34 protein-coding genes and 1 pseudogene are annotated in these 24,994 nt (G+C 66.1%); 4 read left to right on the top strand and 31 right to left on the bottom strand.

What is annotated here, in order from left to right:
- The first annotated feature begins 10 nt into the window (after positions 1–10).
- Positions 11–1,930 carry a M61 family metallopeptidase gene (locus K8940_RS08285; RefSeq protein ID WP_223394560.1) on the top strand — a complete coding sequence of 640 codons (1,920 nt, stop codon included), beginning with the start codon at positions 11–13 and terminating at the stop codon, positions 1,928–1,930.
- Between the two features lie 274 nt (positions 1,931–2,204).
- Here K8940_RS08285 and rplQ read toward each other — a convergent pair whose 3' ends face one another.
- The 27 genes from rplQ to rpsJ form a co-directional block, all read right to left on the bottom strand.
- Positions 2,205–2,618 carry a 50S ribosomal protein L17 gene (rplQ, locus tag K8940_RS08280; protein WP_066684384.1) on the bottom strand — a complete coding sequence of 138 codons (414 nt, stop codon included), beginning with the start codon at positions 2,616–2,618 and terminating at the stop codon, positions 2,205–2,207.
- 200 nt (positions 2,619–2,818) lie between these two features.
- Positions 2,819–3,835 carry a DNA-directed RNA polymerase subunit alpha gene (locus K8940_RS08275; RefSeq protein ID WP_047413138.1) on the bottom strand — a complete coding sequence of 339 codons (1,017 nt, stop codon included), beginning with the start codon at positions 3,833–3,835 and terminating at the stop codon, positions 2,819–2,821.
- Between the two features lie 77 nt (positions 3,836–3,912).
- On the bottom strand, positions 3,913–4,302 hold the full coding sequence (gene rpsK, locus K8940_RS08270; RefSeq protein ID WP_013078663.1) for a 30S ribosomal protein S11: 390 nt from the start codon (positions 4,300–4,302) through the stop codon (positions 3,913–3,915).
- A gap of 13 nt (positions 4,303–4,315) precedes the next feature.
- Positions 4,316–4,684, bottom strand: coding sequence for a 30S ribosomal protein S13 (gene rpsM / locus K8940_RS08265; protein ID WP_010919149.1), 369 nt, complete (start codon positions 4,682–4,684; stop codon positions 4,316–4,318).
- Positions 4,685–4,859: 175 nt separating this feature from the next.
- On the bottom strand, positions 4,860–5,429 hold the full coding sequence (locus tag K8940_RS08260) for an adenylate kinase (RefSeq protein WP_223394558.1): 570 nt from the start codon (positions 5,427–5,429) through the stop codon (positions 4,860–4,862).
- Between the two features lie 134 nt (positions 5,430–5,563).
- Positions 5,564–6,919 carry a preprotein translocase subunit SecY gene (secY, locus tag K8940_RS08255; protein ID WP_223394555.1) on the bottom strand — a complete coding sequence of 452 codons (1,356 nt, stop codon included), beginning with the start codon at positions 6,917–6,919 and terminating at the stop codon, positions 5,564–5,566.
- A gap of 234 nt (positions 6,920–7,153) precedes the next feature.
- A complete protein-coding gene (gene rplO, locus K8940_RS08250) occupies positions 7,154–7,639 on the bottom strand; it encodes a 50S ribosomal protein L15 (protein WP_013078660.1) in 486 nt (161 codons plus the stop codon).
- 184 nt (positions 7,640–7,823) lie between these two features.
- Positions 7,824–8,009 (bottom strand): 50S ribosomal protein L30, encoded by a 186-nt coding sequence (gene rpmD, locus K8940_RS08245; protein WP_058348448.1) that lies wholly within the window; start codon positions 8,007–8,009, stop codon positions 7,824–7,826.
- Positions 8,010–8,012: 3 nt separating this feature from the next.
- On the bottom strand, positions 8,013–8,618 hold the full coding sequence (gene rpsE / locus K8940_RS08240) for a 30S ribosomal protein S5 (RefSeq protein ID WP_010919144.1): 606 nt from the start codon (positions 8,616–8,618) through the stop codon (positions 8,013–8,015).
- A gap of 10 nt (positions 8,619–8,628) precedes the next feature.
- A complete protein-coding gene (rplR, locus tag K8940_RS08235) occupies positions 8,629–8,979 on the bottom strand; it encodes a 50S ribosomal protein L18 (RefSeq protein WP_013078658.1) in 351 nt (116 codons plus the stop codon).
- 3 nt (positions 8,980–8,982) lie between these two features.
- Positions 8,983–9,516, bottom strand: a complete 534-nt coding sequence (rplF, locus tag K8940_RS08230) for a 50S ribosomal protein L6 (RefSeq protein WP_223394553.1) — start codon at positions 9,514–9,516, stop codon at positions 8,983–8,985.
- A gap of 18 nt (positions 9,517–9,534) precedes the next feature.
- Complete coding sequence (rpsH, locus tag K8940_RS08225) at positions 9,535–9,933, bottom strand: 30S ribosomal protein S8 (RefSeq protein WP_223394551.1); 399 nt, start codon at positions 9,931–9,933, stop codon at positions 9,535–9,537.
- Positions 9,934–9,943: 10 nt separating this feature from the next.
- Positions 9,944–10,249 carry a 30S ribosomal protein S14 gene (gene rpsN / locus K8940_RS08220; protein WP_223394549.1) on the bottom strand — a complete coding sequence of 102 codons (306 nt, stop codon included), beginning with the start codon at positions 10,247–10,249 and terminating at the stop codon, positions 9,944–9,946.
- A gap of 21 nt (positions 10,250–10,270) precedes the next feature.
- A complete protein-coding gene (gene rplE, locus K8940_RS08215) occupies positions 10,271–10,828 on the bottom strand; it encodes a 50S ribosomal protein L5 (protein WP_223394547.1) in 558 nt (185 codons plus the stop codon).
- Positions 10,821–11,135, bottom strand: coding sequence for a 50S ribosomal protein L24 (gene rplX, locus K8940_RS08210; protein ID WP_223394545.1), 315 nt, complete (start codon positions 11,133–11,135; stop codon positions 10,821–10,823). Before rplX ends, rplE begins: the two co-directional genes overlap by 8 nt.
- On the bottom strand, positions 11,135–11,503 hold the full coding sequence (gene rplN, locus K8940_RS08205; protein ID WP_010919137.1) for a 50S ribosomal protein L14: 369 nt from the start codon (positions 11,501–11,503) through the stop codon (positions 11,135–11,137). The genes rplX and rplN overlap by 1 nt, the downstream gene beginning before the upstream one ends.
- A gap of 17 nt (positions 11,504–11,520) precedes the next feature.
- On the bottom strand, positions 11,521–11,760 hold the full coding sequence (rpsQ, locus tag K8940_RS08200) for a 30S ribosomal protein S17 (protein WP_172265576.1): 240 nt from the start codon (positions 11,758–11,760) through the stop codon (positions 11,521–11,523).
- A 10-nt stretch (positions 11,761–11,770) separates the two neighbouring features.
- Positions 11,771–11,962, bottom strand: coding sequence for a 50S ribosomal protein L29 (gene rpmC / locus K8940_RS08195; RefSeq protein WP_047413099.1), 192 nt, complete (start codon positions 11,960–11,962; stop codon positions 11,771–11,773).
- A 5-nt stretch (positions 11,963–11,967) separates the two neighbouring features.
- Entirely contained in the window at positions 11,968–12,399 is a 432-nt protein-coding gene (rplP, locus tag K8940_RS08190) for a 50S ribosomal protein L16 (protein WP_223394544.1), read from the bottom strand.
- Positions 12,400–12,412: 13 nt separating this feature from the next.
- Complete coding sequence (gene rpsC / locus K8940_RS08185; RefSeq protein ID WP_223394543.1) at positions 12,413–13,165, bottom strand: 30S ribosomal protein S3; 753 nt, start codon at positions 13,163–13,165, stop codon at positions 12,413–12,415.
- On the bottom strand, positions 13,165–13,545 hold the full coding sequence (gene rplV / locus K8940_RS08180) for a 50S ribosomal protein L22 (RefSeq protein WP_010919132.1): 381 nt from the start codon (positions 13,543–13,545) through the stop codon (positions 13,165–13,167). The genes rpsC and rplV overlap by 1 nt, the downstream gene beginning before the upstream one ends.
- A gap of 2 nt (positions 13,546–13,547) precedes the next feature.
- Positions 13,548–13,826 (bottom strand): 30S ribosomal protein S19, encoded by a 279-nt coding sequence (gene rpsS / locus K8940_RS08175; RefSeq protein WP_099442405.1) that lies wholly within the window; start codon positions 13,824–13,826, stop codon positions 13,548–13,550.
- Between the two features lie 3 nt (positions 13,827–13,829).
- The gene (rplB, locus tag K8940_RS08170) at positions 13,830–14,669 is read right to left on the bottom strand and encodes a 50S ribosomal protein L2 (RefSeq protein WP_223394542.1); all 840 of its coding nucleotides are present in this window, start codon (positions 14,667–14,669) and stop codon (positions 13,830–13,832) included.
- A gap of 3 nt (positions 14,670–14,672) precedes the next feature.
- Positions 14,673–14,969 carry a 50S ribosomal protein L23 gene (locus K8940_RS08165; protein ID WP_004616934.1) on the bottom strand — a complete coding sequence of 99 codons (297 nt, stop codon included), beginning with the start codon at positions 14,967–14,969 and terminating at the stop codon, positions 14,673–14,675.
- A complete protein-coding gene (gene rplD / locus K8940_RS08160) occupies positions 14,969–15,607 on the bottom strand; it encodes a 50S ribosomal protein L4 (protein WP_223394541.1) in 639 nt (212 codons plus the stop codon). The genes K8940_RS08165 and rplD overlap by 1 nt, the downstream gene beginning before the upstream one ends.
- Entirely contained in the window at positions 15,607–16,374 is a 768-nt protein-coding gene (gene rplC, locus K8940_RS08155) for a 50S ribosomal protein L3 (RefSeq protein WP_223394540.1), read from the bottom strand. Before rplC ends, rplD begins: the two co-directional genes overlap by 1 nt.
- 13 nt (positions 16,375–16,387) lie before the next feature.
- The gene (gene rpsJ / locus K8940_RS08150) at positions 16,388–16,696 is read right to left on the bottom strand and encodes a 30S ribosomal protein S10 (RefSeq protein ID WP_004616952.1); all 309 of its coding nucleotides are present in this window, start codon (positions 16,694–16,696) and stop codon (positions 16,388–16,390) included.
- 619 nt (positions 16,697–17,315) lie between these two features.
- Here rpsJ and K8940_RS08145 point away from each other — a divergent pair.
- A complete protein-coding gene (locus K8940_RS08145) occupies positions 17,316–18,074 on the top strand; it encodes an outer membrane protein (RefSeq protein ID WP_223394539.1) in 759 nt (252 codons plus the stop codon).
- A gap of 92 nt (positions 18,075–18,166) precedes the next feature.
- Here K8940_RS08145 and K8940_RS08140 read toward each other — a convergent pair whose 3' ends face one another.
- The 3 genes from K8940_RS08140 to fdhD form a co-directional block, all read right to left on the bottom strand.
- Positions 18,167–19,021, bottom strand: coding sequence for a GIN domain-containing protein (locus K8940_RS08140; protein WP_223394538.1), 855 nt, complete (start codon positions 19,019–19,021; stop codon positions 18,167–18,169).
- 92 nt (positions 19,022–19,113) lie between these two features.
- The gene (locus K8940_RS08135; protein ID WP_223394537.1) at positions 19,114–21,432 is read right to left on the bottom strand and encodes an FdhF/YdeP family oxidoreductase; all 2,319 of its coding nucleotides are present in this window, start codon (positions 21,430–21,432) and stop codon (positions 19,114–19,116) included.
- A complete protein-coding gene (gene fdhD / locus K8940_RS08130; RefSeq protein WP_223394536.1) occupies positions 21,432–22,214 on the bottom strand; it encodes a formate dehydrogenase accessory sulfurtransferase FdhD in 783 nt (260 codons plus the stop codon). The genes K8940_RS08135 and fdhD overlap by 1 nt, the downstream gene beginning before the upstream one ends.
- Before the next feature lie 151 nt (positions 22,215–22,365).
- Here fdhD and K8940_RS08125 point away from each other — a divergent pair, with 151 nt between their 5' ends.
- Positions 22,366–24,024 carry an FAD-dependent oxidoreductase gene (locus K8940_RS08125; RefSeq protein WP_223394534.1) on the top strand — a complete coding sequence of 553 codons (1,659 nt, stop codon included), beginning with the start codon at positions 22,366–22,368 and terminating at the stop codon, positions 24,022–24,024.
- A gap of 10 nt (positions 24,025–24,034) precedes the next feature.
- Entirely contained in the window at positions 24,035–24,337 is a 303-nt protein-coding gene (locus tag K8940_RS08120; protein WP_223394533.1) for a UBP-type zinc finger domain-containing protein, read from the top strand.
- Between the two features lies 1 nt (position 24,338).
- Here K8940_RS08120 and K8940_RS08115 read toward each other — a convergent pair.
- Positions 24,339–24,965, bottom strand: a pseudogene (locus K8940_RS08115) (YdeI/OmpD-associated family protein).
- Positions 24,966–24,994: the final 29 nt, after the last annotated feature.

The following is a 24,994-nucleotide window of genomic DNA, read 5'->3' as shown; positions in this document are numbered from 1 at the left end:
AGACGCCCGCATGACGCTGAAGCTAGTATTGGCCGCGTGCCTGGCGATGTCGGCGTCTTCAGCGCTGGGCGACCCCAGGCCAGCCCCACCCTCGCCGCCGATCCCCGCGGCGCGCGCCATCGACTATCCCGGCGTCATCGACCTGAAGGTCGACGTCAGCGACACGACGCGGAAGGTGTTCAAGGTCACCGAGACCATCCCGGTGACGCCCGGCCCCTTGGTGCTGTCCCTGCCCAAATGGATTCCCGGGGAACACTCGCCCAGCGCCCAGATCGTGCTGATGAGCGGTTTCATGGTCACCGCCGACGACGGCCGCCGCCTGGCTTGGCGGCGCGATCCGGTCGAGATGACCGCCTTCCACCTGGACGTTCCGGCCGGCGTCCGGTCCTTGACCATCCAGCTGGAGCAGCCCACGGCCCAGCCCGGCGGTCCGGTGCGCATCGCGGTGACACCGAACCTGGTCCTGCTGAAATGGACCGCCGTCGCCCTCTATCCCGCCGGCTATGAGGTCGGCCGTATTCGCATCCGCCCCACCCTGACCGTTCCAGCTGGCTGGAGCATCGCCACCGCCCTGGACGGCGCGGAGACGAATGGCGGGACCACGCGGTTTGCCGCCACCAACTTCGAAACCCTGATGGACTCGCCCGTCTACGCCGGCCGCCACAAGGCCAGCTTCGACCTCGATCCCGGATCGCCGCGCCCGGTCCGGCTCAATGTGTTCGCCGACTCGCCCAAGGATCTGAAGGCGACCCCAGCCCAGGTCGCGATCCATCGCCGCCTCGTCCAGCAGGCCGACAGGCTGTTCGGCGGCGCGCGCAATTTCGACCATTACGACTTTCTGCTCAGCCTGAATCCCACGGTCGGCTATCTGGGCGCCGAACATCAGAGGTCCAGCGAGAACGGCTACAGTTCGGCGGGCTATTTCACGGCCTGGGACACGGTGTTCACCGGTCGAGACATCCTGGCCCACGAGTATGTGCACGCCTGGAACGGCAAGCACCGCCGTCCGGCCGACCTCTGGACGCCGGACTATACGACGCCGATGCGCAATAGCCTGCTCTGGGTCTACGAGGGCCTGACCGAGTACTACGGCGACACGCTGGCAACCCGGTCGGGCCTATATTCGCCCGAGCAGATGCGCCAGCGCCTGGCCCTGATCGCGGCCAACGCCCAGGCCACGCCAGGGCGCAGCTGGCGCAGCCTGCGGGACACGACGAACGCCTACATCATGAACTCGGCCGGCGGGACCGGCTCCACCAGCTGGCTGCGCGCGCTCGACTACTACGAGGAAGGCCAGCTACTCTGGTTGGACGTCGACACCCTGATCCGCGAGCGCACCAACGGCGCCAGGTCGCTGGACGACTTCGCCCGCGCCTTCTTCGGCGTCGACGACGGCGACATGAACGTTTCGACCTACGACTTCGAGGACGTCGTGACCGCCTTGAACGCGGTCGCGCCCTACGACTGGGCCGGCTTCCTCAACGCCCGCCTCGACTCCCATGATCGCCCACCGCTCGACGGCCTGACCCGTTCGGGCTGGCGCCTGGTCTTCGAGGCCCAACCGTCGGCCTATGTCACCGCCTATGAGAAGGACGCCGAGGCCAGCCTGTTGACCTTCTCGCTGGGCGCGGAGATCGGCTGGGACGGCGTGGTCAAGGAGGTGCTCTGGGGCGGCCCGCTCTTCCGGGCCGGCGTCATCGCCGGAACGCGGATCGTCAAAGTCGCTGGCAAGCCTTACACCCCGGAGATGCTAACCGCCGCGATCGCCTCGGCCGCCAAGTCGGGCTCCCCCCCGATCGCGCTCAGCGTGAAGGCCGATGGCCAGGTTCGCCTCGTTCAGATCGCCTATCGCGGAGGCCTGAAATATCCGCGCTTGAGGCGTCTGACGCGGACGCCAGACCAACTGGGGCAAATCCTCTCGGCCCGATAGGCGGGGTCCGCAGCGAGACGGGGCAGTGATGTCGCCGATGACGACACTCACACCGGCTCCCGATGGGCGCACCAGCGTTCGTCGCGATACGACTATTCAGAGCGCCTTGGCGCGCGGATGATCGCGTCGCGTAGCGACCATCGCAAACGTCCGCCAAGGGTCGTTAGTCGCCCTCGGCTGCGCCGCTTCAACCGCCCAACGAAAAGGCCCCGGATCGCTCCGGGGCCTCTCGTCTCAGCATACGCTGAACTTTTTTGTCTGGCGACGGCCAGGCTTAGTCTTCGGCTTCGTTCGTGTAGACCGGACCCGAGTCCTTGCCCTTTTCCGAGACGTCGCGGTCGACGAACTCGATGACGGCCAGCGGGGCGTTGTCGCCGTAGCGGAAGCCGGCCTTCAGGACGCGGATGTAGCCGCCCTGACGGTCCTTGTAGCGCGGGCCGAGGACCGCGAAGAGCTTGCCGACTTGTTCGACGTCGCGAACCGAGCTGATGGCCTGACGACGCGCGTGCAGGTCGCCGCGCTTGGCCAGGGTGACCAGCTTTTCGACGATCGGACGCAGTTCCTTGGCCTTGGGCAGGGTGGTGACGATCTGCTCGTGCTTGATCAGCGAGGCCGACATGTTGGCGAACATGGCGGTGCGGTGAGCCGAGGTGCGGCCGAGTTTACGGTGAGCCTTACCGTGACGCATTTTGTATCTCCTGGGCGATCAGCCCGAGCGGCGCCAAACGAATGAGCGCCTGATTGTCACCAATCCTGGTCTTTCCCGACCGGGTCAGAGCGAAGCGCCGGGGCCCTCCACCGCGGTTGCGGCTTCAAAAGGCCCAGGCCGCCTTCCCTTCCGAAGAGAGGAGAAGCGGCCCGGATTAAGCGCGATAGGCTTCGAGGTTCTTAGATTTGGTCTTCGAACTTCTTGGCCAGGTCTTCGATGTTCTCCGGCGGCCAGTTCGGCACGTCCATGCCGAGGTGCAGACCCATGCCGGCGAGCACTTCCTTGATCTCGTTCAGCGACTTGCGGCCGAAGTTCGGGGTGCGGAGCATCTCGGCTTCGGTCTTCTGGATCAGGTCGCCGATGTAGACGATGTTGTCGTTCTTCAGGCAGTTGGCCGAACGGACCGACAGTTCCAGCTCGTCGACCTTCTTCAGCAGGGCCGGGTTGAACGGCAGTTCCGGCTTGGACTCGTCGGCCGACTTGGCCTTCGGTTCCTCGAAGGTGATGAAAATCTGCAGTTGATCCTGCAGGATCCGGGCGGCGTAGGCCACGGCGTCCACCGGAGTGACGGCGCCGTTGGTTTCCACTTCCAGGACCAGCTTGTCGTAGTCCAGCGACTGGCCTTGACGGGTCGGCTCGACGCGATAGGCGACGCGCTTGACCGGCGAGTACAGGGCGTCGACGGCGATCAGGCCGATCGGCGCGTCTTCCGGACGGTTACGGTCGGCCGGGACGTAGCCCTTGCCGTTGTTGACCGTGAACTCCATGCGCACCGAAGCGCCGTCGTCCAGCGTGCAGAGCACGTGGTCGGGGTTCAGGATTTCGATGTCGGCCGGGGTTTCGATCTGACCGGCGGTCACCGGGCCGGGGCCCGTGGCGCGCAGGGTCATGCGCTTCGGGCCTTCGGCGTGCATCCGAACGGCCAGTTGCTTGATATTCAGAACGATGTCGACGACGTCCTCGCGGACGCCTTCGAGCGAAGAGAATTCGTGCACCACGCCATCGATCTGGATGGCGGTGACGGCGGCGCCTTGCAGCGACGAGAGCAGAACGCGACGCAGGGCGTTGCCGAGCGTCACACCGAAACCGCGCTCGAGCGGCTCGGCGACGATACGGGCCTTGCGGGTCGCATCGGCGCCGGTTTCGATCTGCGGCTTCTCAGGACGGATCAGCTCGTTCCAGTTTCTTTCGATCACGTGGTCGGGTCCCTTGAACGCGGCTCGCCGGCCGCGTTTTGCGCAGCCGGCGAAGGAGATTAGTGGTCTAAAAAGTACTAGACGCGACGACGCTTGGGCGGACGGCAGCCGTTGTGCGGGATCGGCGTGACGTCGCGGATGGTCGTGATGGTCATGCCCGCGGCTTGCAGAGCGCGCAGGGCAGATTCACGGCCAGAACCAGGACCCGAGACGTTGACTTCCAGCGTCTTGACGCCGTGTTCAGCGGCCTTCTTGCCCGCGTCTTCCGCAGCCATCTGAGCGGCGTACGGGGTCGACTTGCGCGAGCCCTTGAAGCCCATCATGCCGGCCGAGGACCACGAGATCGTGTTGCCCTGGGCGTCGGTGATGGTGATCATGGTGTTGTTGAACGAGGCGTTCACGTGCGCCACGCCCGAGGTGATGTTCTTGCGTTCGCGACGTTTAACGCGACCCGGTTCCTTGGCCATCGGTCAGGCTACCTTACTTCTTCTTGCCGGCGATCGGCTTGGCCGGACCCTTGCGGGTACGAGCGTTCGTGTGGGTGCGCTGACCGCGGACCGGCAGGCCCTTGCGGTGACGCAGGCCGCGGTAGCAGGCCAGGTCCATCAGACGCTTGATGTTCATCGAGTTCTCGCGGCGCAGATCGCCCTCGACGGTGTAGTCGCGGTCGATCGTTTCGCGGATCTGCAGGACTTCGGCGTCGGTCAGTTGATTGACCCGACGCGCATCCTCGATGCCCACCTTCGTGATGATTTCACGCGCGGACTTTTGGCCGATGCCGTGAATGTACTGAAGCGCGATCAGAACGCGCTTGTTCGTCGGGATGTTGACGCCTGCGATACGGGCCACGTCTAATGTTCTCCTAGTCACGCACTAAAGACGCGAACGGCGCGCCCGGCTCGGTCCGAAGACCAAAACCGGCGCGCACGGATCGCGCCCTTTCGCGGAAGCGCCCCGTTATAGGGATCGTTTCGCTTCCGTCAACAACTGAATCCACCGGGGTTCCAGTGAATTCGGGCTTTTCTTAAGCGACGACGCTCAGAGCTTCGTCGATGGAATTGGCGACGGCTTCGACCGAACCCATTCCATCCAGCTCCGTCAGCTTCCCCTGCCCTTCGTAGTAGGGCAGCAGCGGCGCGGTCTGGGCATTGTAGGCGGCCAACCGGGTCACGAACACTTCGGGATTGTCGTCGGGCCGTCCCTGCTCTTCGAACCGCTTCTTGATCCGTTCGATCAGGGCCGGCTCGTCTACCTTGAGTCGGAGAACGGAGTCGATCTTCTGTCCCCGGGCCGCCAACATCTTATCCAGGGCCTGCGCCTGGGCGACCGTCCGCGGGAAACCGTCGAAGATCGCGCCGCCGGCCGCTTCGGCCTCGGGCAGGCGCTCCTCGATCAGGGCGATGACGATCTCGTCGGTCACCAGCTCGCCGCGATCCAGCACGCCCTTGACGCGCCGGCCCAGTTCCGAGCCCGAGGCGATGGCGGCGCGCAGCATGTCGCCGGTCGACAGCTGGACCATGCCACGCTCGGTGACCAGGCGCTTGGCCTGGGTGCCCTTCCCCGCCGCCGGCGGACCGAACAGGATCAAGTTCATGAAAGCCCCTTCGCGCGTCACCGAGTCTGCGCCCGGCTATCTCCCGGAGCAGACCTAGAGCCCCGGGAATAAAAACGGAAGCCGGTTTTGTGACAAACCGGCTTCCGACGCTTCTAATTAAATTGAAGCCCGGCTTAGCGGTTACGGCCGCCGCGCAGCTTCGACTTCTTGATCAGGCCCTCGTACTGGTGGGCCAGGAGGTGCGACTGGATCTGCGCCACGGTGTCCATGGTCACCGTCACGACGATCAGGATCGAGGTGCCGCCCAGGGCGAACTGGTTCGACTTGATCGCCATCATCACCAGTTCCGGCGCGACGCAGACGGCGGTGATGTAGGCCGCGCCGATCACGGTCAGGCGGGTCAGCACGTAGTCCAGGTACTCGGCGGTGCGCTTGCCCGGGCGGATGCCCGGCAGGAAGCCGCCGTACTTGCGCAGGTTCTCGGCCGTCTCCTCGGGGTTGAACACGACCGAGGTGTAGAAGAACGAGAAGAAGATGATCAGCAGGGCGTAGAAGATCAGGAACGCCGGATGGCCGTGCTGCAGCGCGCCGACCACGCCCGGCAGCCACGAGGCCCACGCCGGCAGGTTGGCGGTCTGCACGAACTGCAGGGCCGTCGTCGGCAGCAGCAGCAGGCTGGAGGCGAAGATCGGCGGGATGACGCCCGAGGTGTTGATCTTCAGCGGCATGAACGAGCTCTCGCCGCCGATCATGCGGTTGCCCTGCTGGCGCTTGGGATAGTGGACCAGCAGGCGGCGCTGCGAGCGCTCCATGAAGACGATGGCCAGGATGGCGCCCACGGCGCCGATCAGGATCAGGAACAGCGGGGTGTAGTTGCCCGAGGTCTGGGCCTGGACCAGCAGCTGGCCCAGGCTGATCGGCAGGTGGGCCACGATGCCGGCGAAGATGATCAAGCTGACGCCGTTGCCGACGCCGCGGCTGGTGATCTGCTCGCCCAGCCACATCAGGAACAGGGTGCCGCCGGTCAGGGTGACGACGGTCGAGACGACGAAGAAGGCCGGGCCCACGCCGCCGGCGACAATGCCGGGCTGGGCCTGCAGGCCCATGGCGATCGAGGCCGACTGCACGACGGCCAGCACCACGGCTAGGTAGCGGGTGTACTGGTTGAGCGTCTTGCGACCCGCCTCCCCGCCTTCCTTCTTCAGCTTTTCCCACGGCGGATACACCGTGCCCATCAGCTGCACGATGATCGAGGCGCTGATGTAGGGCATCACGTTCAGCGAGAAGATGGCCATGCGCTGCACGGCGCCGCCCGAGAACGTGTTGAACATGCCGAGGATGCCCTCGGCGCTGCCGCTGAACAGGCGCGAGAACGCGGCCGGATCGACGCCAGGGATCGGAACGTAGGTGCCAAGGCGGTAGACGACCAAGGCGATGATCGTGAACCAGATACGCTTGTGAAGTTCGGTCGCCTTTTGGAACGACGCGAAATTCATGTTGGCTGCGAGTTGTTCGGCGGCCGAGGCCATTCAGATCCCCACGACTCAGGAGCGCTACGGCCGGATACCGATCCGGCGACTCCAACGAAATTTGGCGCCGAGCCTGCTTATCCGTTTCAAGCGATTTGAAAAGGGCAGGCCCGAGTAGAGGCCACAAATAGGTGAGGCTCGCCGTGTTGTCACGGCGAGCCCCTTAATTCTGTCATCCCGGTCGAAACGAAGTCCCGGAAAAGCGCCAGGCGCTCACCGGGATGACATATGCCTTTAGGCTTCGGCTTGCGCCTTGGCCTTCTTGGTCACGGTGACCGAACCACCGGCGGCCTCGACGGCCTTGATGGCGGCTTCGGTGGCCGAGTAGACGGTCAGCTTCAGGGCGGTCTTGATCTCGCCCTTGCCCAGCAGCTTCACGCCGTCCAGTTCGCGACGGATGACGCCGGCGGCGACCAGTTCAGCAGCGCCCAGTTCTGCGCCCTTCTTGAACTTGCCAGCGGCGACGGCCTGCTCCAGGCGCCACAGGTTCACTTCGGCGAACTCCAGGCGGAAGGGGTTGTTGAAGCCGCGCTTCGGCATGCGCATGTGCAGCGGCATTTGACCGCCTTCGAAGCCGTTGATGGCGACGCCCGAGCGCGCCTTCTGGCCCTTCACACCGCGACCGGCGGTCTTGCCCTTGCCCGAACCCGGGCCGCGGCCGACGCGCATGCGGTTCTTGGTCGAGCCTTCCTGCGGGGCCAGTTCGTTCAGCTTGGTCATATATGCCTCTCCTTGGAGATCTGCGCCCAGCCAGCGGCTGGACTCGGCTTGTGAAAATGAGAGCGCGCTTAAAACCCCAAAACGCGAGAAAACTCAATGGGGCGAAGGCGCGATTAGGGACGATTTCAAACGAAAACCACCCCGGATCACTCCGGGGTGGCGTATTTCGCGTCGGGTAAGAGACTTACTCGACGATCTCCAGCAGGTGCGCGACCTTACGGATCATGCCGCGGACCGACGGAGTGTCTTCCAGCGTGGACACGCGGCCCAGCTTGTTCAGACCCAGACCGGCGAGCGTGGCGCGCTGGTCCTTCTCACGACGGATCGGGCTGCCGGTTTGGCGCACCGTGACTTGCTTAGCTTCAGCCATGACTTAGCCCTCGATGGCTTCCGGCGCCGAGGCGCCGTCGGCGCGACGGCCGAGGATGTCGCCAACCTTCTTGCCGCGCTTGGCGGCGATCTGGCGGGGCGACGACTGGACCTTCAGGGCCTCGAACGTGGCGCGAACCATGTTGTACGGGTTCGAGGAACCCGTCGACTTGGCCACGACGTCCTGGACGCCCAGGGTTTCGAGAACCGCGCGCATCGGACCGCCGGCGATGACGCCGGTGCCGGGAGGCGCCGCGCGCATCATCACCTTGCCAGCGCCCCAACGGCCAGCGCCGTCGTGGTGCAGGGTGCGGGATTCGCGCAGCGGAACGCGGATCATCGTCTTCTTGGCTTCTTCGGTCGCCTTGCGGATGGCTTCCGGCACTTCACGCGCCTTGCCATGACCGAAGCCGACGCGGCCCTTTTGGTCGCCAACGACCATCAGAGCGGCGAAGCTGAAGCGACGGCCACCCTTCACGGTGGCGGCGACGCGGTTGATGTGGACGAGCTTTTCGACGATGTCGCTGTCGACCCGCTCTTCGGGGGCGTTGCGGTCGCGACGGTCACGGCGTTGACCGCCTTCACCGCGCTGTTGTTCACCACGAGCCATTTCTGTTCCCTTAGAAGTTCAGGCCGGCTTCGCGCGCGGCGTCGGCCAGGGCTTTCACCCGGCCGTGGAAGATGTAACCGCCACGATCGAACACGACGTCCTTGACGCCCTTTTCGATGGCGCGCTCGGCGACGAGCTTGCCGACAGCGGCGGCGGCATCCTTGTCCGCGCCCTTGCCTTCGGCTTCCAGAGTGGAAGCCGACGCCAGGGTCACGCCGCGTTCATCATCGATGACCTGGGCGTAGATGTTCTTCGACGAACGGAAGACCGACAGACGCGGACGACCGTTAGCGAGGCTCTTGAGGCGGGTGCGAACGCGCTGAGCGCGCTTGGCCGCCGATTCACGAGGAGAGAGCGCCATGGCTTACTTCTTCTTGCCTTCCTTGCGGCGAACCTTCTCGCCAGCATAACGCACGCCCTTGCCCTTGTACGGCTCAGGCGGACGAATGCGGCGGATCTTCGCGGCAATCTCGCCGACCGCCTGCTTATCGATGCCGGCGATCTTGATTTCGGTTTGCTTCGGAGTGGCGAACGTGATGCCGGCCGGGGCCGCAACGTCCACATCGTGGCTGAAACCGAGTTGGAGGCTGAGGGCGGTGCCCTTCATGGCCGCGCGGTAACCGACGCCGACCAGTTCGAGGCTTTCCTCGAAGCCGGCGGTGACGCCCTGCACCATGTTGGCCACCAGCGTGCGGGACAGACCCCACATGCCCTTGGCGCGCTTCGTGTCGACGCGCGGAGTCAGCAGGAGCTCGGAGCCCTCTTGCTTGACTTCGACTTCGTCGGCGATCGTCCACGACAGTTGACCCTTGGGGCCCTTCACCGTGACCGTCTGACCCGAGAGCGTGACTTGCACGCCCGAGGGGATTGCGACGGCTTTCTTACCGATACGTGACATGCTCTTTCCCTCCCGCGCCTAGTAGACGCGGCAGAGGACTTCGCCACCGACGTTAGCGTCGCGTGCGGCGGTGTCCGACATGACGCCCTTCGGCGTCGAAAGGATCGAGATGCCCAGGCCGTTCTTGATCGGCTTCAGGTCCTTGATCGACGAATAGACGCGACGGCCAGGCTTGGACACGCGGCTGATCTCGGCGATCACGGGCTCACCGTCGAAGTACTTGAGCTCGATCTCGAATTCGGGGAACGCACCGGGCTTCTCGATCAGCGAGTAGCCGCGGATGTAGCCTTCGTCGGCCAGCACGTCGAGGACGCGGGCGCGCAGCTTGGAAGCCGGCGTCGAGACCTTGCTGCGCTTGCGCGTGGCGGCGTTCTTGATGCGAGCGATCAGGTCGCTCAGGGGATCGTTCATCGACATCTGATCGTCCTTACCAGCTCGACTTGACGAGGCCGGGGATCTGACCCTGCGAACCCAGTTCGCGGAGCGCGATACGGCTCATCTTCAGCTTGCGGTAGTAGGCGCGCGGACGGCCCGTGACTTCGCAGCGATTGCGGATGCGGATCGCGGCGCTGTTACGCGGCAGCTTGGCGAGCTTGAGGCGAGCGTCGAAGCGCTCCTCGAGCGGCAGGCTTTCGTCGTTGGCGATCGCCTTCAGCGCGGCGCGCTTCTCGGCGAACTTCTTGACGAGAGCCTTGACGGCTTCGTTGCGGTTGACGGCGCTTTTCTTGGCCATGGTTTCTTTCCCTTCCCGCTCTTAGTTGACGAACGGGAACTGGAATTCCTTCAGGAGAGCCTTGGCTTCCTGGTCGGACTTCGCAGTGGTGCAGACGATGATGTCCATGCCCCAGATCTGTTCGATCTGGTCATAGTTGATTTCCGGGAACACCAGGTGCTCCTTCAGGCCCATGGCGTAGTTGCCACGGCCGTCGAAGCTCTTGCCGTTCAGACCACGGAAGTCCTTCACGCGCGGCAGCGCGATCGTGACCAGGCGGTCCAGGAATTCGTACATCCGGTCCTTGCGGAGGGTGACCTTGCCACCCACCACCATGCCTTCGCGCAGCTTGAAGCCGGCGATCGACTTGCGGGCCTTGGTGGCGACGGGCTTTTGGCCGGCGATCGCCTGCAGGTCCTTCAGCGCGGTCTGGGCCTTCTTGGAGTCGGCCACGGCCTCGCCGATACCCATGTTCAGGACGATCTTGTCCAGCTTGGGGATCTGCATCTCGTTGGTGTAGCCGAACTGCTCCTTCATCGCGGCGCGGATGCGCTCGCGATAAACGGTCTTCAGCCGGGGCTCGTAAGCTTGATCAGCCATTGATCACCTCGCCGGTCGTCTTGGCGACGCGCACCTTCTTGTCGCCTTCGATCTTGAAGCCGACGCGGGTGGGCTTGCCCTTGGAGTCCACGACGGCGACGTTCGAGACGTGCAGCGCGGCTTCCTTCTGCTTGATGCCGCCTTGCGGGTCGGCTTGGGTGGCCTTGGTGTGACGCGAAACCATGTTCACGCCTTCCACGACAACCCGGCTATCCTTCGGCAGGACTTGCAGGACAGCGCCTTGCTTGCCCTTGTCCTTGCCGGCCAGAACGACGACGCGGTCGCCCTTCTTGATCTTAGCGGCCATTACAGCACCTCCGGAGCGAGGGAGATGATCTTCATGTGGTTCTTGGCGCGCAGTTCACGAGGAACCGGGCCGAAGATCCGCGTGCCGACCGGCTCGCTCTGCTTGTTCACGATCACCGCGGCGTTCTTGTCGAAGCGGATGACCGAGCCATCCTTGCGCTTCAGGTTTTGGTTCACGCGAACGACGACGGCGCGAAGCACGTCACCCTTCTTCACGCGACCACGCGGGATGGCTTCCTTCACGGAGACGACGATAACGTCGCCGACGCTGGCGTAGCGACGGCCTGCGCCGCCCAACACCTTGATGCACATGACCCGGCGAGCGCCAGAGTTGTCGGCGACTTCCAGGTTAGTTTGCATCTGGATCATGGTCTAAACCTTCCAGATTAAGCGGAAGCCTTGGGAAGGACTTCCCAGGTCTTCAGCTTGGACTTCGGAGCGCATTCGACGATGCGAATTGCTTCGCCGGCCTTGTACGCGTTGGATTCGTCGTGCGCGTGGTACTTCTTCGACTGACGCACGATCTTCTTCAGGATCGGGTGAACGATAGTCCGTTCGACCTTCACCACGACGGTCTTATCGCCCTTGTCGGAGACGACGACCCCTTCGAGGATACGCTTGGGCATATCGTTCTCCTTAAGCCGCGGCCTTGGCGCGCAGCACGGTCTTGATCCGCGCGATATCCTTGCGGATCTCGTTGACGCGGTGGGTCTTCTCGACCTGGCCCGTGGCGGCCTGGAAGCGCAGGTTGAACTGCTCCTTCTTCAGGCTGATCAGGGTGTCGGCCAGCTGGTCGGGGGTCAGGCCCCGGATGTCAGCGATCTTCATGAGCCTCAAGCCTCCACGGCCACGCCCGCATCGATGCGGGTGACAACACGGGTGCGGATCGGCAGCTTGGCGGCGCCCAGGCGGAGAGCTTCACGCGCGATATCGTCCGGCACGCCGTCGATTTCGAACATGATGCGGCCCGGAGCCACGCGAGCGGCCCAGTAATCCACGGCGCCCTTACCCTTACCCATCCGGACTTCGGCCGGCTTGCCGGTGACCGGCACGTCGGGGAAGATACGGATCCAGACGCGGCCTTGACGCTTCATCTGGCGGGTGATGGCGCGACGGGCGGCTTCGATCTGACGAGCCGTGATGCGCTCCGGCTCGACGGCCTTCAGGCCGTACGAACCGAAGTTCAGCAGGGTGCCGCCCTTCGAAGTGCCGTGGATGCGGCCCTTGAACTGCTTGCGGAATTTGGTCTTTTTCGGAGACAGCATGGCGATCTAATCCTTAGGCGCGATCGCGACGGTCACGACGGTCGCCCCGGTCGGGACGATCGCCGCGCTCACGGCCGCCACCTTCGCCGGCCGGGCCGGACTCGGTGGCCAGGCGCTTGTCGAGCGCCATCGGATCATGCTCCAGCACCTCGCCTTTGAAGATCCAGGTCTTCACGCCGATGATGCCGTAGGTGGTCTTGGCTTCGGCGAAACCGAAGTCAATGTCAGCGCGCAGGGTGTGCAGCGGCACGCGACCTTCGCGATACCACTCCATGCGGGCGATTTCAGCGCCGCCGAGGCGACCCGAGACGTTGATCCGGATGCCCTTGGCGCCGAGACGCACGGCCGACTGGATCGAACGCTTCATGGCGCGACGGAAGGCGATCCGGCGTTCCAGCTGCTGAGCGATGGACTCCGCGACCAGCTGAGCGTCGGTTTCCGGCTTGCGGATCTCGACGATGTTCAGGTGGACTTCGCCCTCGGTCTTGATCGACAGGTCCTTGCGGAGCTTGTCGATGTCAGCGCCCTTCTTGCCGATGATGACGCCCGGACGGGCGGCATAGATCGTGATGCGGCACTTCTTGTGCGGACGCTCGATGATGATGCGCGAGACACCGGCTTGGTACAGGCGCTTCTTCAGGGCGGCCCGGATCGCGAGATCCTGGTGCAGCATCTTGCCGTACTGGGCGCCGTCGGCGAACCAACGGCTGTCCCAGGTGCGGTTTACGCCGAGCCGCAGCCCGACCGGATTGACTTTCTGACCCATTAGGCGGCCTCACCCAGTTCGCGGACCACGATCGTGATCTCGGAGAACGGCTTCTCAACGCGCGTCGCGCGACCGCGAGCGCGGGGCGAGAAACGCTTCATGATCAGGTTCTTGCCCACATAGGCCTCGGCGACGACCAGGGAGTCGATGTCGAGGTTGTGGTTGTTCTCGGCGTTCGAAATCGCCGAGTACAGCGCCTTGCGGACGTCCTGAGCGATGCGCTTGTGGCTGAACTCGAGCTCGTTGAGAGCGCGTTGGACGTTCAGGCCACGGATGGACTGAGCGACCAGGTTCAGCTTGCGCGGGCTGGTGCGCAGGGTGCGCACCTTGCACATCGCTTCGGCGGCCGGCAGGCGGCGTTCTTGCTTCTGCTTGGCCATGATTACTTCCTCTTGGCCTTCTTGTCGGCGGCGTGGCCCGGGAAGTTACGCGTGGGAGCGAACTCGCCGAACTTCATGCCGACCATGTCTTCCGACACGGAGACCGGGACGTGCTTGTGGCCGTTGTGGACGCCGAAGGTCAGGCCGACGAATTGCGGCATGATCGTCGAGCGACGCGACCAGGTCTTGATGACGTCCTTGCGGCCCGACGACAGAGCGGCGTCGGCCTTCTTCAGGAGGTACCCGTCGACAAACGGGCCTTTCCAGACGGAGCGGGTCATGGCTTAGCGGCCCTTCTTCGCTTTGTGGCGCGAACGGATGATGAACTTGTCCGTGGCCTTGTTGACGCGGGTCTTGGCGCCCTTGGTCGGCTTACCAGCCGGGGTCACCGGGTGGCGACCGCCCGAGGTACGGCCTTCACCACCACCGTGGGGGTGGTCGACCGGGTTCATGGCGACACCGCGGACGTGCGGGCGACGGCCCATGTGACGAGAACGGCCGGCCTTGCCGAGGTTCTGGTTCATGTGGTCGGGGTTGGACACGGCGCCGACGGTGGCCATGCACGAGTCGAGCACCATGCGCAGTTCGCCCGAGTTCAGGCGGATCTGGGCGTAGCCGGCGTCACGACCGACCAGCTGGGCGTAGGCGCCAGCCGAACGGGCGATCTGACCACCCTTGGCGGGCTTCAGCTCGATGTTGTGGATGATCGTGCCGATCGGCAGCGTGCGCAGCGGCGAGGCGTTGCCCGGCTTCACGTCGACCTTCTCGCCGGTGACGACTTCGTCACCAACCTTCAGGCGTTGCGGGGCCAGGATGTAGGCCAGCTCGCCGTCGGCCTGATACTTGATCAGGGCGATGAAGGCGGTGCGGTTCGGATCGTACTCGAGACGAACGACCGTGGCCGTGCCTTGCTTACGACGCTTGAAGTCGACCAGACGGTACAGGCGCTTGGCGCCGCCGCCGCGGAAACGGACCGCGATACGGCCATTGCCGCCGCGACCGCCCGACTTGGTCAGGCCTTCAACGAGCTTCTTCTCGGGCTTGCCCTTGTGAAGTTCGCTGCGGTCGATCAGCACCAGGCCGCGTTGGCCGGGGCTGGTCGGGTTAAAGTGCTTCAAGGCCATGTCTTAGAGCCCCGTCGTGATGTCGATCGACTGGCCGTCGGCCAGGGTCACGATAGCTTTTTTGACGTCGTTGCGACGCCCGACGATGCCGCGGAAGCGCTTGGTCTTGCCCTTGGTCACGATGGTGTTGACCTTGGTCACCTTGACCTTGAACAGCTCTTCGACGGCGGCGGCGATTTCGTCCTTGGTCGCGTCGTTGGCCACCTTGAAGACAACCTTGTTCTGCTCCGAGAGCAGGGTCGTCTTTTCGGTGATCACCGGCGACAGGATCGTGTCGTAGTGGCGAGCGGTGGCGGCCATTAGGCGGCTTCCTTCTCAGCGAAACGAGCCGAGATCGCTTCGACCGCGTCCTTGGTCAGGACGAGGGTCTGGCGACGCAGCACGTCGTAGACGTTCAGGCCGGCGTTCGGCAGGACGTCGACGTTCGGAATGTTGCGGGCGGCGAGCTTGAAGTTCGCGTCCACTTCCGGACCGGCGATGACCAGGGCGTTCTTCAGACCGATCTTGTCGAAGTTGGCGCGCAGGGCGGCCGTCTTCGCTTCGGTCAGAACGGCGCTGTCCAGAACGACCAGCGCGCCCGACTTGGCCTTCGACGACAGGGCGTGGCGCAGAGCCAGGGCCCGGATCTTCTTCGGCAGGTCGAAAGCGTGGCTGCGGACGACAGGGCCGTGGGCCTTGGCGCCGCCGACGAACTGGGCCGCACGGCGCGAACCGTGACGGGCGCCGCCGGTGCCCTTCTGCTTGTACATCTTCTTGCTCGTACGAGAGACCTCGTTACGAACTTGAATCTTGTGGTTGCCCGAGCGGCGCTTGGCCAGCTGCCAGGTCACGACGCGCTGCAGGATGTCGCCGCGGATGTCGTCGATGCCGAAGATGGCGTCGTCGAGATCAACGGAGCCGGCCTTGCCGCCGTCCAGTTTGATGACGTCGAGTTTCATTAGCCTTCGCCCTCTTCGGTCGCAGCCGCGGGGGCCTCTTCAGCGGGGGTCTCAGCGGCGGCCGGAGCGGCTTCGCCAGCCTTGCGGAAGGCGCCCGGACGCGGAGCGTCGGCGGGGAGAGCCTTCTTCACGGCGTCGCGAACCTTCACGTAGCTGCCTTCGTGGCCCGGGACGGCGCCCTTGACCAGGATCAGGCCGCGCTCGACGTCCACCTTCCAGACGGTGACATTCAGCGTGGTGACGGTTTCTTGACCCAGGTGACCGGCCATCTTCTTGCCCGGGAACGTACGGCCCGGGTCCTGGCGGTTACCGGTCGAACCGTGCGAGCGGTGCGAGACCGAAACACCGTGGGTGGCGCGCAGACCACCGAAGTTCCAGCGCTTCATGGCGCCGGCGAAACCCTTACCGACGGTGAGGCCCTGGATGTCGACCTTCTGGCCGGCGACGAAGTGGTCGGCCGTCAGTTCGGCGCCGACTTCGATCAGAGCGGCCTCTTCGACGCGGAACTCGGCGACGACGCGCTTCGGCTCGACGGCCGACTTCGCGAAGTGACCGCGCAGGGCCTTCGAGGTGTTCTTGGCTTTCTTGGCGCCGGCGCCGAGTTGCAGGGCGGTGTAGCCGTCCTTCTCAACGGTGCGCTGAGCCGTGACCTGGCAACCGTCGAGCGACAGGACGGTGACCGGCACGTGCTGACCGGCTTCGTCGAAGAAGCGGGTCATGCCGAGCTTCTTGGCGAGGACGCCAGTGCGTTGGGTGGGGAGAGTCATAAGCGGGCCCTCCTTACAGCTTGATTTCGACGTCAACGCCGGCCGACAGGTCGAGCTTCATCAGCGCGTCCACGGTCTGCGGAGTCGGGTCAACGATGTCGAGGACGCGCTTGTGCGTACGGATCTCGAACTGCTCGCGCGACTTCTTGTCGACGTGCGGCGAACGGTTGACGGTGAATTTCTCGATAAGCGTGGGCAGGGGGATGGGGCCCCGCACCGTCGCGCCCGTGCGCTTGGCCGTATTGACGATCTCGCGCGTGGAATGATCCAACACGCGGTGATCGAAGGCCTTGAGCCGGATGCGGATGTTCTGACGATCCATATCGCTCGGTTTCCTAGTGGGCTGCGCCCGCGTCTCGAACCATTTCAAAGACCAACTCGAACTCCCGAGAGAGCTCGTACGCAGCGTCCGCAAAACAAAATACCCCTGCGGTCGCCCGCCGGGGTGGTTGTCCAGATATTGCGCCCCTTCTCGAGAGAAGGTTGGCGGCGCTATGTCCGGGCGTCTCGCGAACCGCGTTTGAACTCGAAAGTTCACAGCCGGTCCAACAGAGGCGCGCTTGTACGTTCCGGAATCGGTTTCGTCAAGCGCTCTGTCCGGTTCATCTCGTCCGGGAAGGACTCGAGTCGTCGGGCGGGTTCTGAATAGGCGCCCTCCCCGCCGGGCGCAAGGCCCGCGCAAACATAACGTCGGTCCGCTTTTAACGACTTTCCGGCCAAGCAAAGCAAGAACGTGCGCACGCTGGCGCGTAGGCGAAAAGCGCGCCTCCGCAAGTGTCACAAAAATGCATTATTCGGCCCACAAGCGCCGCCGTTCGCCTTGAGCGCCCGGTCGAACCTCCATAGATGCCGCTCCTCCCCGACGGACTGGGCGGCCCTCCCCCCAACAACGACCGTCCAGCCAGTCGGAGGAGCCACTGTTGTGTAAGGGGATAGACCCAATGAATACCAAGCTCTTCGCCACCGCCGCCCTGATCGCCGCCGCCGTCTCGGCCCCGGCCTTCGCCCAGAACGTCGGTTCGGTCGGCGCAGCCGTGAACTATACCGACCTGAACACCCGCCTCGGCGGCGCCGACGGCACCTCGGCCGTGCTCGACGGCTCGGTCGCCATCCCGCTGCAAGGCGCCTGGACCGTGACCGCCAACGGCGACGTTTCGATCTCGGACAACGACCTGTCGGACGAAACCGTCGCCTCGGGCGCCGTCCACCTGACCACCAAGATCGGCGACACCGTTCGCGTCGGCGGCTTCACCGCCCTGTCGCGTCCGTCGAACGACACCCTGTGGGCCGTCGGCGCCGAAGCCCAGAAGTACCTGGACAAGGTCACCCTGACGGGCCTGGTCGCCTACGGCCAGTCGAACGACCTGGACGCCGACCTGTACTCGGTCCGCGGCGAAGCCCGCTACTTCGTGTCGGATAACTTCCGCCTGAACGCCGGCGCCGGCTGGTCGCGCATCGACACCAACGTCAATGCCGACCTGTGGGACGTGAATGCCGGCGGCGAGTACAAGTTCGCGAACAGCGGCTGGTCGACCTTCGCCAAGTACACCCACGCGGAATCGAAGGACCTGGCCAAGCTGAACTCGGACGCCGTCCGGGTCGGCGTCCGCTACACCTTCGGCGGCAGCCTGAAGGACCGCGACCGCGCCGGCGCCGACCTGGCCACGGCTAGCGACCTGTTCGGCTTCGGCGTCCGCTAAGGACGTCGAGGACCCAAGGTCCGGACATGAAGAAGGCCCCGGGAGCGATCCCGGAGCCTTCGCTCTAATATATAGAGTGATCGCGGCGGCGCTTACTGGCCGATGATCACGTCGCCCGAGCCGGCCACATGCTTCTTGACCGGGCCGGTGACCTTGGCGATGCGGATGTCGCCCGAGCCGGCCACCGAGACGTCGACCGAACCGGCCTCGCCGTTGAAGGTGACGTCGCCCGAGCCCATCACGTTCACTTCGACCGCACGGCTGCGGCCGCCGGCGACGGTGATGTTGCCCGAGCCGGCGATATTGCCTTCCAGCTTGCCGGCGATGCTGGCGACCGTGACGTCACCCGACCCGGCGATGTTGACCTCGAGGTCGCCGCCGATGGCCTGGGCGCTGACGTCGCCCGAACCGGCCAGGCTGATCTCGGCCGAGGCGGCCGAGCCGGTCTTGACGTCGCCCGAGCCGGCCAGGCCGACCTTCAGCTCGCCCTTGGTGTTGGCCACGGTCCAGTCGCCGCAGCCGGCGTTGGCCAGGTCGACGTTGCTGGAGCGACCGATGTCGCCGAACACCGCGCCGCCGGCCTTGACCTTGGCGTCCATCGGCACGCGGACCGCGATCTGCGGGAAGTTGTCGTAGGACACCTCGCCCACGCCGCGCACCTTCACCCAGATCTTGCCATTGCGGTTGTTGCAGCCGTTGATCTTGTTCATGCGCAGGTCGCCGTCGACGACCACCTCGTCGCCCTCGTTGCGGACTTCCAGCGGCAGGCTGGCGTTGGTGGTCAGGAACTCGACCTTCACGTCCGAGCGGTTCTCGGGGATCACCACCACGCGGGCGACGGCGTCCTTGATCTTCACGGAGGGCGCGGCCTGGGCGACGGCCCCACTCGTCAAGGAGGCGGCGGAAACGGCGGCGGCCAGCACGGCCATGGCGGTCAGAGCGCGCATCGGTAACTCCCTCGGATGCGTTCAATTCGATGAGGGGAAGCTAACGGCGGTTCGCCACTTCTTCGACTTAATTCGAGGTCATGACCCCGAAGTCATGGAACGGCGGTCGCCGTCGCCGCGCCTTCCGGCCACGGCGCCTGGTGTTTGCGAAGCCGCACCGGAGCTGACTTGTAGGCCGGCGTGCCCGAGCGCTGGTCATGGTCATCCAGCGACACCACGACATTGGTCTCGGGATAGTAGGCCGCCAGGCAGCCCGGCGGGATGTCCCGCGCCACCACCGTGAAGGCCCGCACCACCCGCTCGCCCGTCTCGTCGAACGCCGCGCCCAGGTCCACCAGGTCGCCTTGCGAGAGACCGATGCGCGCCATGTCGTCGGGATTGGCGAAGATCACGTCGCGCCGCCCGAACACCCCGCGATAGCGGTCGTCGTTGCCATAGATCGTGGTGTTGTACTGGTCGTGGCTGCGCAGGGTGGTCAGGATCATCACGTCCGGATCGCCCCGGCGCGGGTCGCCGCCCTTGGGGTCGTGGACGATGAAGTTGGCCTTGCCCGTCGTGGTCTTCCATACCCGGTTCGAGGGCCCGACCGGCAGGCGGAAGCCGCCGGGAACCCGGACCCTGTCATTGTAGTCGTCGAACGCGCCGGGGAAGACCTGGGCGATCAGGTCGCGGATGGCCTCGTAGTCGTCGGCCAGGCCCGGCCAGTCGACCAGCGGGTCCTCGCCGAATACCGCCGAGGCGATCCCCGCCACGATGGCCGGCTCGGACATCAGGTGTTCTGACGCCGGCGGGTTCAGCCCGCGCGAGGCGTGGACCATGGACATCGAGTCCTCGACCGTCACCGACTGGCGCACGCCGGCCCGCATGTCCATCTCGGTCCGCCCCAGGCACGGCAGCAGGATGGCTTCCTTGCCGACCAGGAGGTGCGTGCGGTTGGGCTTGGTGGCGACGTGGACGGCCAGGTCCAGCTTGCGCATGGCCGCGAAAGTCCGCACCGGATCGGGCGCGGCCACCGCGAAATTGCCGCCCAGGCCGATGAACAGCTTGGCCTGCCCGCGCTCCATCGCCGCGATCGCCTCGACCACGGTGTGGCCGTGGGCGCGCGGCGGTTCGAAGCCGAACACGTCTCTTATGGAGTCCAGCATCGCCGCCGAAGGCTTCTCGGCGATGCCGACCGTGCGGTTGCCCTGGACGTTGGAGTGGCCGCGCAGCGGGCAGATCCCCGCCCCCGGCCGGCCGATATTGCCCTTCAGCAGCAGCAGGTTGACCAGCTGCTGCACCGCGCCCGAGCTGTCGCGATGCTGGGTCAGGCCCATGCCGTAGCAGAGGATGGCCGCCTCGGCCTTGGCGTAGATCGCCGCCGCCGCCTCGATCCGCGAACGCGGCAGGCCGCTGCCCGCCTCGATCGTCGCCCAGTCCAGCGCCTCGACGCTGGCGGCGAGCGCTTCGAAGCCGGCGGTGTGCTCCAGGATAAAGTCATGATCCAGGACGCCGCCGTCGCGCGCCTCCATCGCCAGCAGCGCCTTCATCATCCCCTGCACCAGCAGGGCGTCGCCGCCGACCTGGACCTGGAAATAGGCCGAGGCGATCGGGGTCGAGCTCAAGGTCGCCATCTCGACCGGGTCCTGCGGCGAGGCGAACTTCTCCAGGGCCCGCTCCTTCAGCGGATTGAAGGCCAGGATCGTCGCCCCGCGCCGGCTGGCCTCGCGCAGGGTGGCCATCATCCGCGGATGGTTGGTGCCCGGGTTGTGCCCGAAGCACATGATCAGGTCGGCGTGGTCGAAGTCTTCCAGCGTCACCGAACCCTTGCCCAGGCCGATCGAGTCCGGCAGGCCCACGCTGGTCGGCTCGTGGCACATGTTCGAGCAGTCGGGGAAATTGTTGGTCCCGAACCGGCGCGCCATCAGCTGGTACAGGAAGGCCGCCTCGTTGCTGGCCCGTCCCGAGGCGTAGAACTCGGCCTCGTTCGGATCCTTGAGGGCCTTAAGCCCCGCCGCCGTGCGGGCGAAGGCCGCCTCCCAGGTGATCGGCTTGTAGCGATCGTCGGCCGGGTCGTAGGCCATCGGCTCGGTCAGCCGGCCCAGGTCCTCGATCTTGTGGTCCGTCCAGGTCAACAGCTCGCTGACCGTATGGTCGGCAAAGACCTGGGGCGTGGCGCGCTTGGAGGTCGCCTCCCAGGCCACGGCCTTGGCCCCGTTCTCGCAGAACTCGAACGAGCTGGTGTGTTTGGGATCGGGCCAGGCGCAGCCGGGGCAGTCGAAGCCCTCGGGCTGGTTGGCCCGCATCAGGGTCTTGCCGCCCTCGACGATCGTCTCCTGATCGGCCAGGGCGCCGGCCACGGCCTTCAGCGCGCCCCAGCCGCCGGCCGGCTGGTGGTAGGCGCGAACGCCGGGAACCTTCTTGTCGGACATCAGGCCGGCTCCAGCTCGGATTCGACAAGGCGCTCGCCGCCGGCGAACACCGCGTGGCCGTCGGCGCGGGCCAGGGCCACCAGGGTCAGGTTGGCCTCCTGGGCCTTGCTGATCGCCAGTTCGGTCGGGGCCGAGACCGCGACCAGGATCGGACAGCCCATCCGCGCGGCCTTCTCGACCATCTCGAACGAGCAGCGGCTGGTGACGACGACGAAGCCCGTGGCAGCCTCGACGCCTTCGCGGGCCATCGCCCCGGCCAGCTTGTCCAGCGCATTGTGGCGGCCGACATCTTCTCGCACCAGGACCAGCGTCCCGCCGGCGTCGAAGAAGGCGGCGGCGTGGGTGGCGCGGGTCAGGCGGCCCAGGCTCTGCTCCTGCTCCAGCGCCGCCAGGGCGCGCGGGATCGCCGCATGCCGGACGCGGACGCCCTCGCCCAGCACCGGCAGAGGCCGCACCGCGTCGGCGAGGCGCTGCACGCCGCACAGCCCACAGCTGGACCGGCCTTCCAGATTGCGCGGCCTGGCCTTCCGGGTCACCGCGCCCGGCGCCAGGCGGACGTCGACCAGGACCCCCTGCTCTTCTTCCTTCGTGGTGATCTCGAGGACGTCGGCGGCTCTGGCCACCGCCTCGGTGATCACGAAGCCCAGGGCCAGCTCCTCCAGGTCCCGGGGCGTCGCCATCAGCACCGTGTGCGGACGACCGTCGAACGACAGGCCCACGGCGGTCTCGCGCGGCAGGTCGCGGGCGAGGGCTTCCGGCGCGCGTCCGGCGCGCCATTGCACGGCCGGACGTCTTTCTGAGGGGGAACGCGACATGCCGAAAGCCTACTCCCGAGGCGCCCAGCGGTACAGCCGGTGACGTTACGACAGGAATGTTCAAAACCGTCATCGTTCGATGGGTGACCGCCGCGCGATCCCGTAGCAATGTTAGACCATGGCAGGCACGACCTTCGACACCCGACGCGCTCAGATGTTTCCCCGGCTGGAGCCGGCCGAGATCAACCGCCTGCGCCGGTTCGGCCAGGTGATCCACGCCGAGGCCGGCGCGGCCCTGGCCACCGCCGGCGTCCCCTCGCCGGGCCTGTTCGTGGTCCTGGCCGGCCGGGTGGCCATCAGCCGCCGCGACGCCCACGACGAGAGCCAGCCGATCGTCGAGCACGCCGCCGGCCAGTTCATCGGCGAGATCGCCCAGCTGTCTGGCCGCCCCTCATTGGTCGACGTCACCGCCCTCACCAGCGTCGAGGCCCTGCTGATCGCCCCCGAACGCCTGCGCGCCGTGCTGGTCGCCGAGGCCGAGCTGGGCGAGCGGATCATGCGCGCCCTGATCCTGCGCCGGGTCAGCCTGATCGAGACCGGCGCCGGCGGCCCGATCATCCTCGGCCGCGAATCCGACGCCGAGGTCATCCGTCTGTCGGGCTTCCTGGCCCGCAACGGCCACCCCTTCCAACAGCTGGATCCCGACCAGGTCGACTGCGCCAAGGTGCTGATCCAGCGATTCGCGGTCGACGACAGCGAGTTGCCGATCGTGCTGTGCCCGAACGGCGAGATCCTGCGCCAGCCGACCAACCATCAGCTGGGCCGCTGCATCGGCTTGGTCGGCCCGATCGATTCCGACCGGATCTACGACGTCGCCGTCGTCGGCGCGGGCCCGGCCGGCCTGGCCACCGCCGTCTACGCCGCGTCCGAGGGCCTGTCGGTGCTGGTGCTGGACACCCGCGCCTTCGGCGGCCAGGCCGGCGCCTCGGCGCGGATCGAGAACTATCTGGGCTTCCCCACCGGCATCACCGGCATGGCCCTGATGGGCCGCGCCTATGGCCAGGCCCAGAAGTTCGGGGCCGAGCTGGCCATCCCCGACGAGGTCGCCTCCCTGGTCTGCGAGGACGACGGCAAGCATCGCTACCGCCTCAGCCTGGTCAGCGGCGAGACCGCCCAGGCCCGAACCGTGGTCATCGCCAGCGGGGCCCGCTACCGCCGGCTGGAGGTTGAGAACCTGGACCGCTTCGAAGGCGCCTGCGTCCATTACTGGGCCTCGCCGCTGGAGGCCAAGCTGTGCGCCGGCCAGGAGGTCGCCCTCGTGGGGGCCGGCAACTCGGCCGGCCAGGCGGCGGTGTACCTGGCCAGCCAGGTCAAGAAGGTCTGGATGATCGTCCGCGGTCCCAGCCTGGCGGCGACCATGTCGCGCTACCTGATCGACCGCATCGAAAGCACGCCCAATATCGAGGTCGTGGTGAGGAGCCAGATCGTTGACCTGGAGGGCCAGGACCACGAGGGCAAGGGCGGCCAGCTGTCGGCCGTCCGCTGGCGCGGCCCGAACGGCGTCGAGACGACCCAGGCGATCAGCCACCTCTTCCTGTTCATCGGCGCCGCGCCCAACACCGCCTGGCTGACCCACTGCCATGTCGAGCTGGACAACCACGGCTTCGTCCGCACCGGAACCGACCTGGCCCCCGGCCATCCGCTGCTGCAGACCAGCCGCAAGGGCGTGTTCGCGATCGGCGACGTCCGGGCCGGTTCGGTCAAGCGCGTGGCCGCCGCCGTCGGCGAAGGCGCCCAGGCGGTCGCCGCCATCCACGCCTATCTGGCCGAGGCCTGAGGAGACCCCGATGACCTGCACGCACGGCGACGCCATCCGCCCGGTCACGCCCGGCTCCAAGGGTTGCGAGGAATGTCTGAAGTCCGGCGGCTGGTGGGTCCACCTTCGCCTGTGCCGGACCTGCGGCCACGTCGGCTGCTGCGACGACAGCCCCAGCAAGCACGCCACCGCCCACTTCCGCGCGACCAAGCACCCGATCATCGAGGGCTATGACCCGCCCGAGGGCTGGGGCTGGTGCTTCGTCGACGAGGAGTTCGTCGAGCTGCCCGACCAGACGCCGCAGGTCGGGCCGATCCCGAGATTCGTGGGCTGAACTACCGCTCCAGCGCGCCCTTTCCGGCGATGATCTTGTCGCGGAACTTTTCGATCCGCGCGAAGCGGGTGGCCGGCTGCTTGGCCTGGTTCAGCGCGAACAGGTAGCTCTTCTGCCGGCCCGGCGTCAGGGCGTGGAAGGCCTCGGCCAGCTCCGGATCGGCGTCCAGCGCCTCGGTCAGCTCGTCGGGCGTATCGATCTCGCGCTCGGTCTTCGGCGGCTTGGTCCCGGCCTCGGCGTGGTCCATCAGCTGGCGCAGATAGGCCCGGATCACCGGCTCCAGCTCGGCGACCCGGTCATTGGCGGTGAAGCGGATCATGCCCGGCGTCTGGCTGTTGGGCCCCTGCGGCTCCAGCACGCCCTCGTTATCGACCAGCAGCCCGGCGTTCAGGAACGTCAGCCGGAAGTCGCCCCCGGAACGCCCCGAACAGCGCGATGTTGCGCCCGGCGTGCATGTAGCAAGGGTGCGCCCACTTCACCGTCTCCTCCAGCCCCATGTCCACGCAGATCCGGCGCAGGGCGTTCAAGCCCTCGATCCACGGCCGGGTCGAGCAATCCGGCGTCGCGAACGGTCGCACCGGCCGCAGCCCTTGGTGAAGAAGTCGTCGGGGTCGGTGATCATCGCCATGCCCCTCTCCTTCCATCTTTTGCGGGCGA

This window comes from Caulobacter segnis (assembly GCF_019931575.1).
In the GTDB taxonomy this organism is placed as follows: domain Bacteria; phylum Pseudomonadota; class Alphaproteobacteria; order Caulobacterales; family Caulobacteraceae; genus Caulobacter; species Caulobacter segnis_C.
Note: the sequence above shows the minus strand (reverse complement) of the source record. Positions and strands in the feature narration are given on the sequence as shown.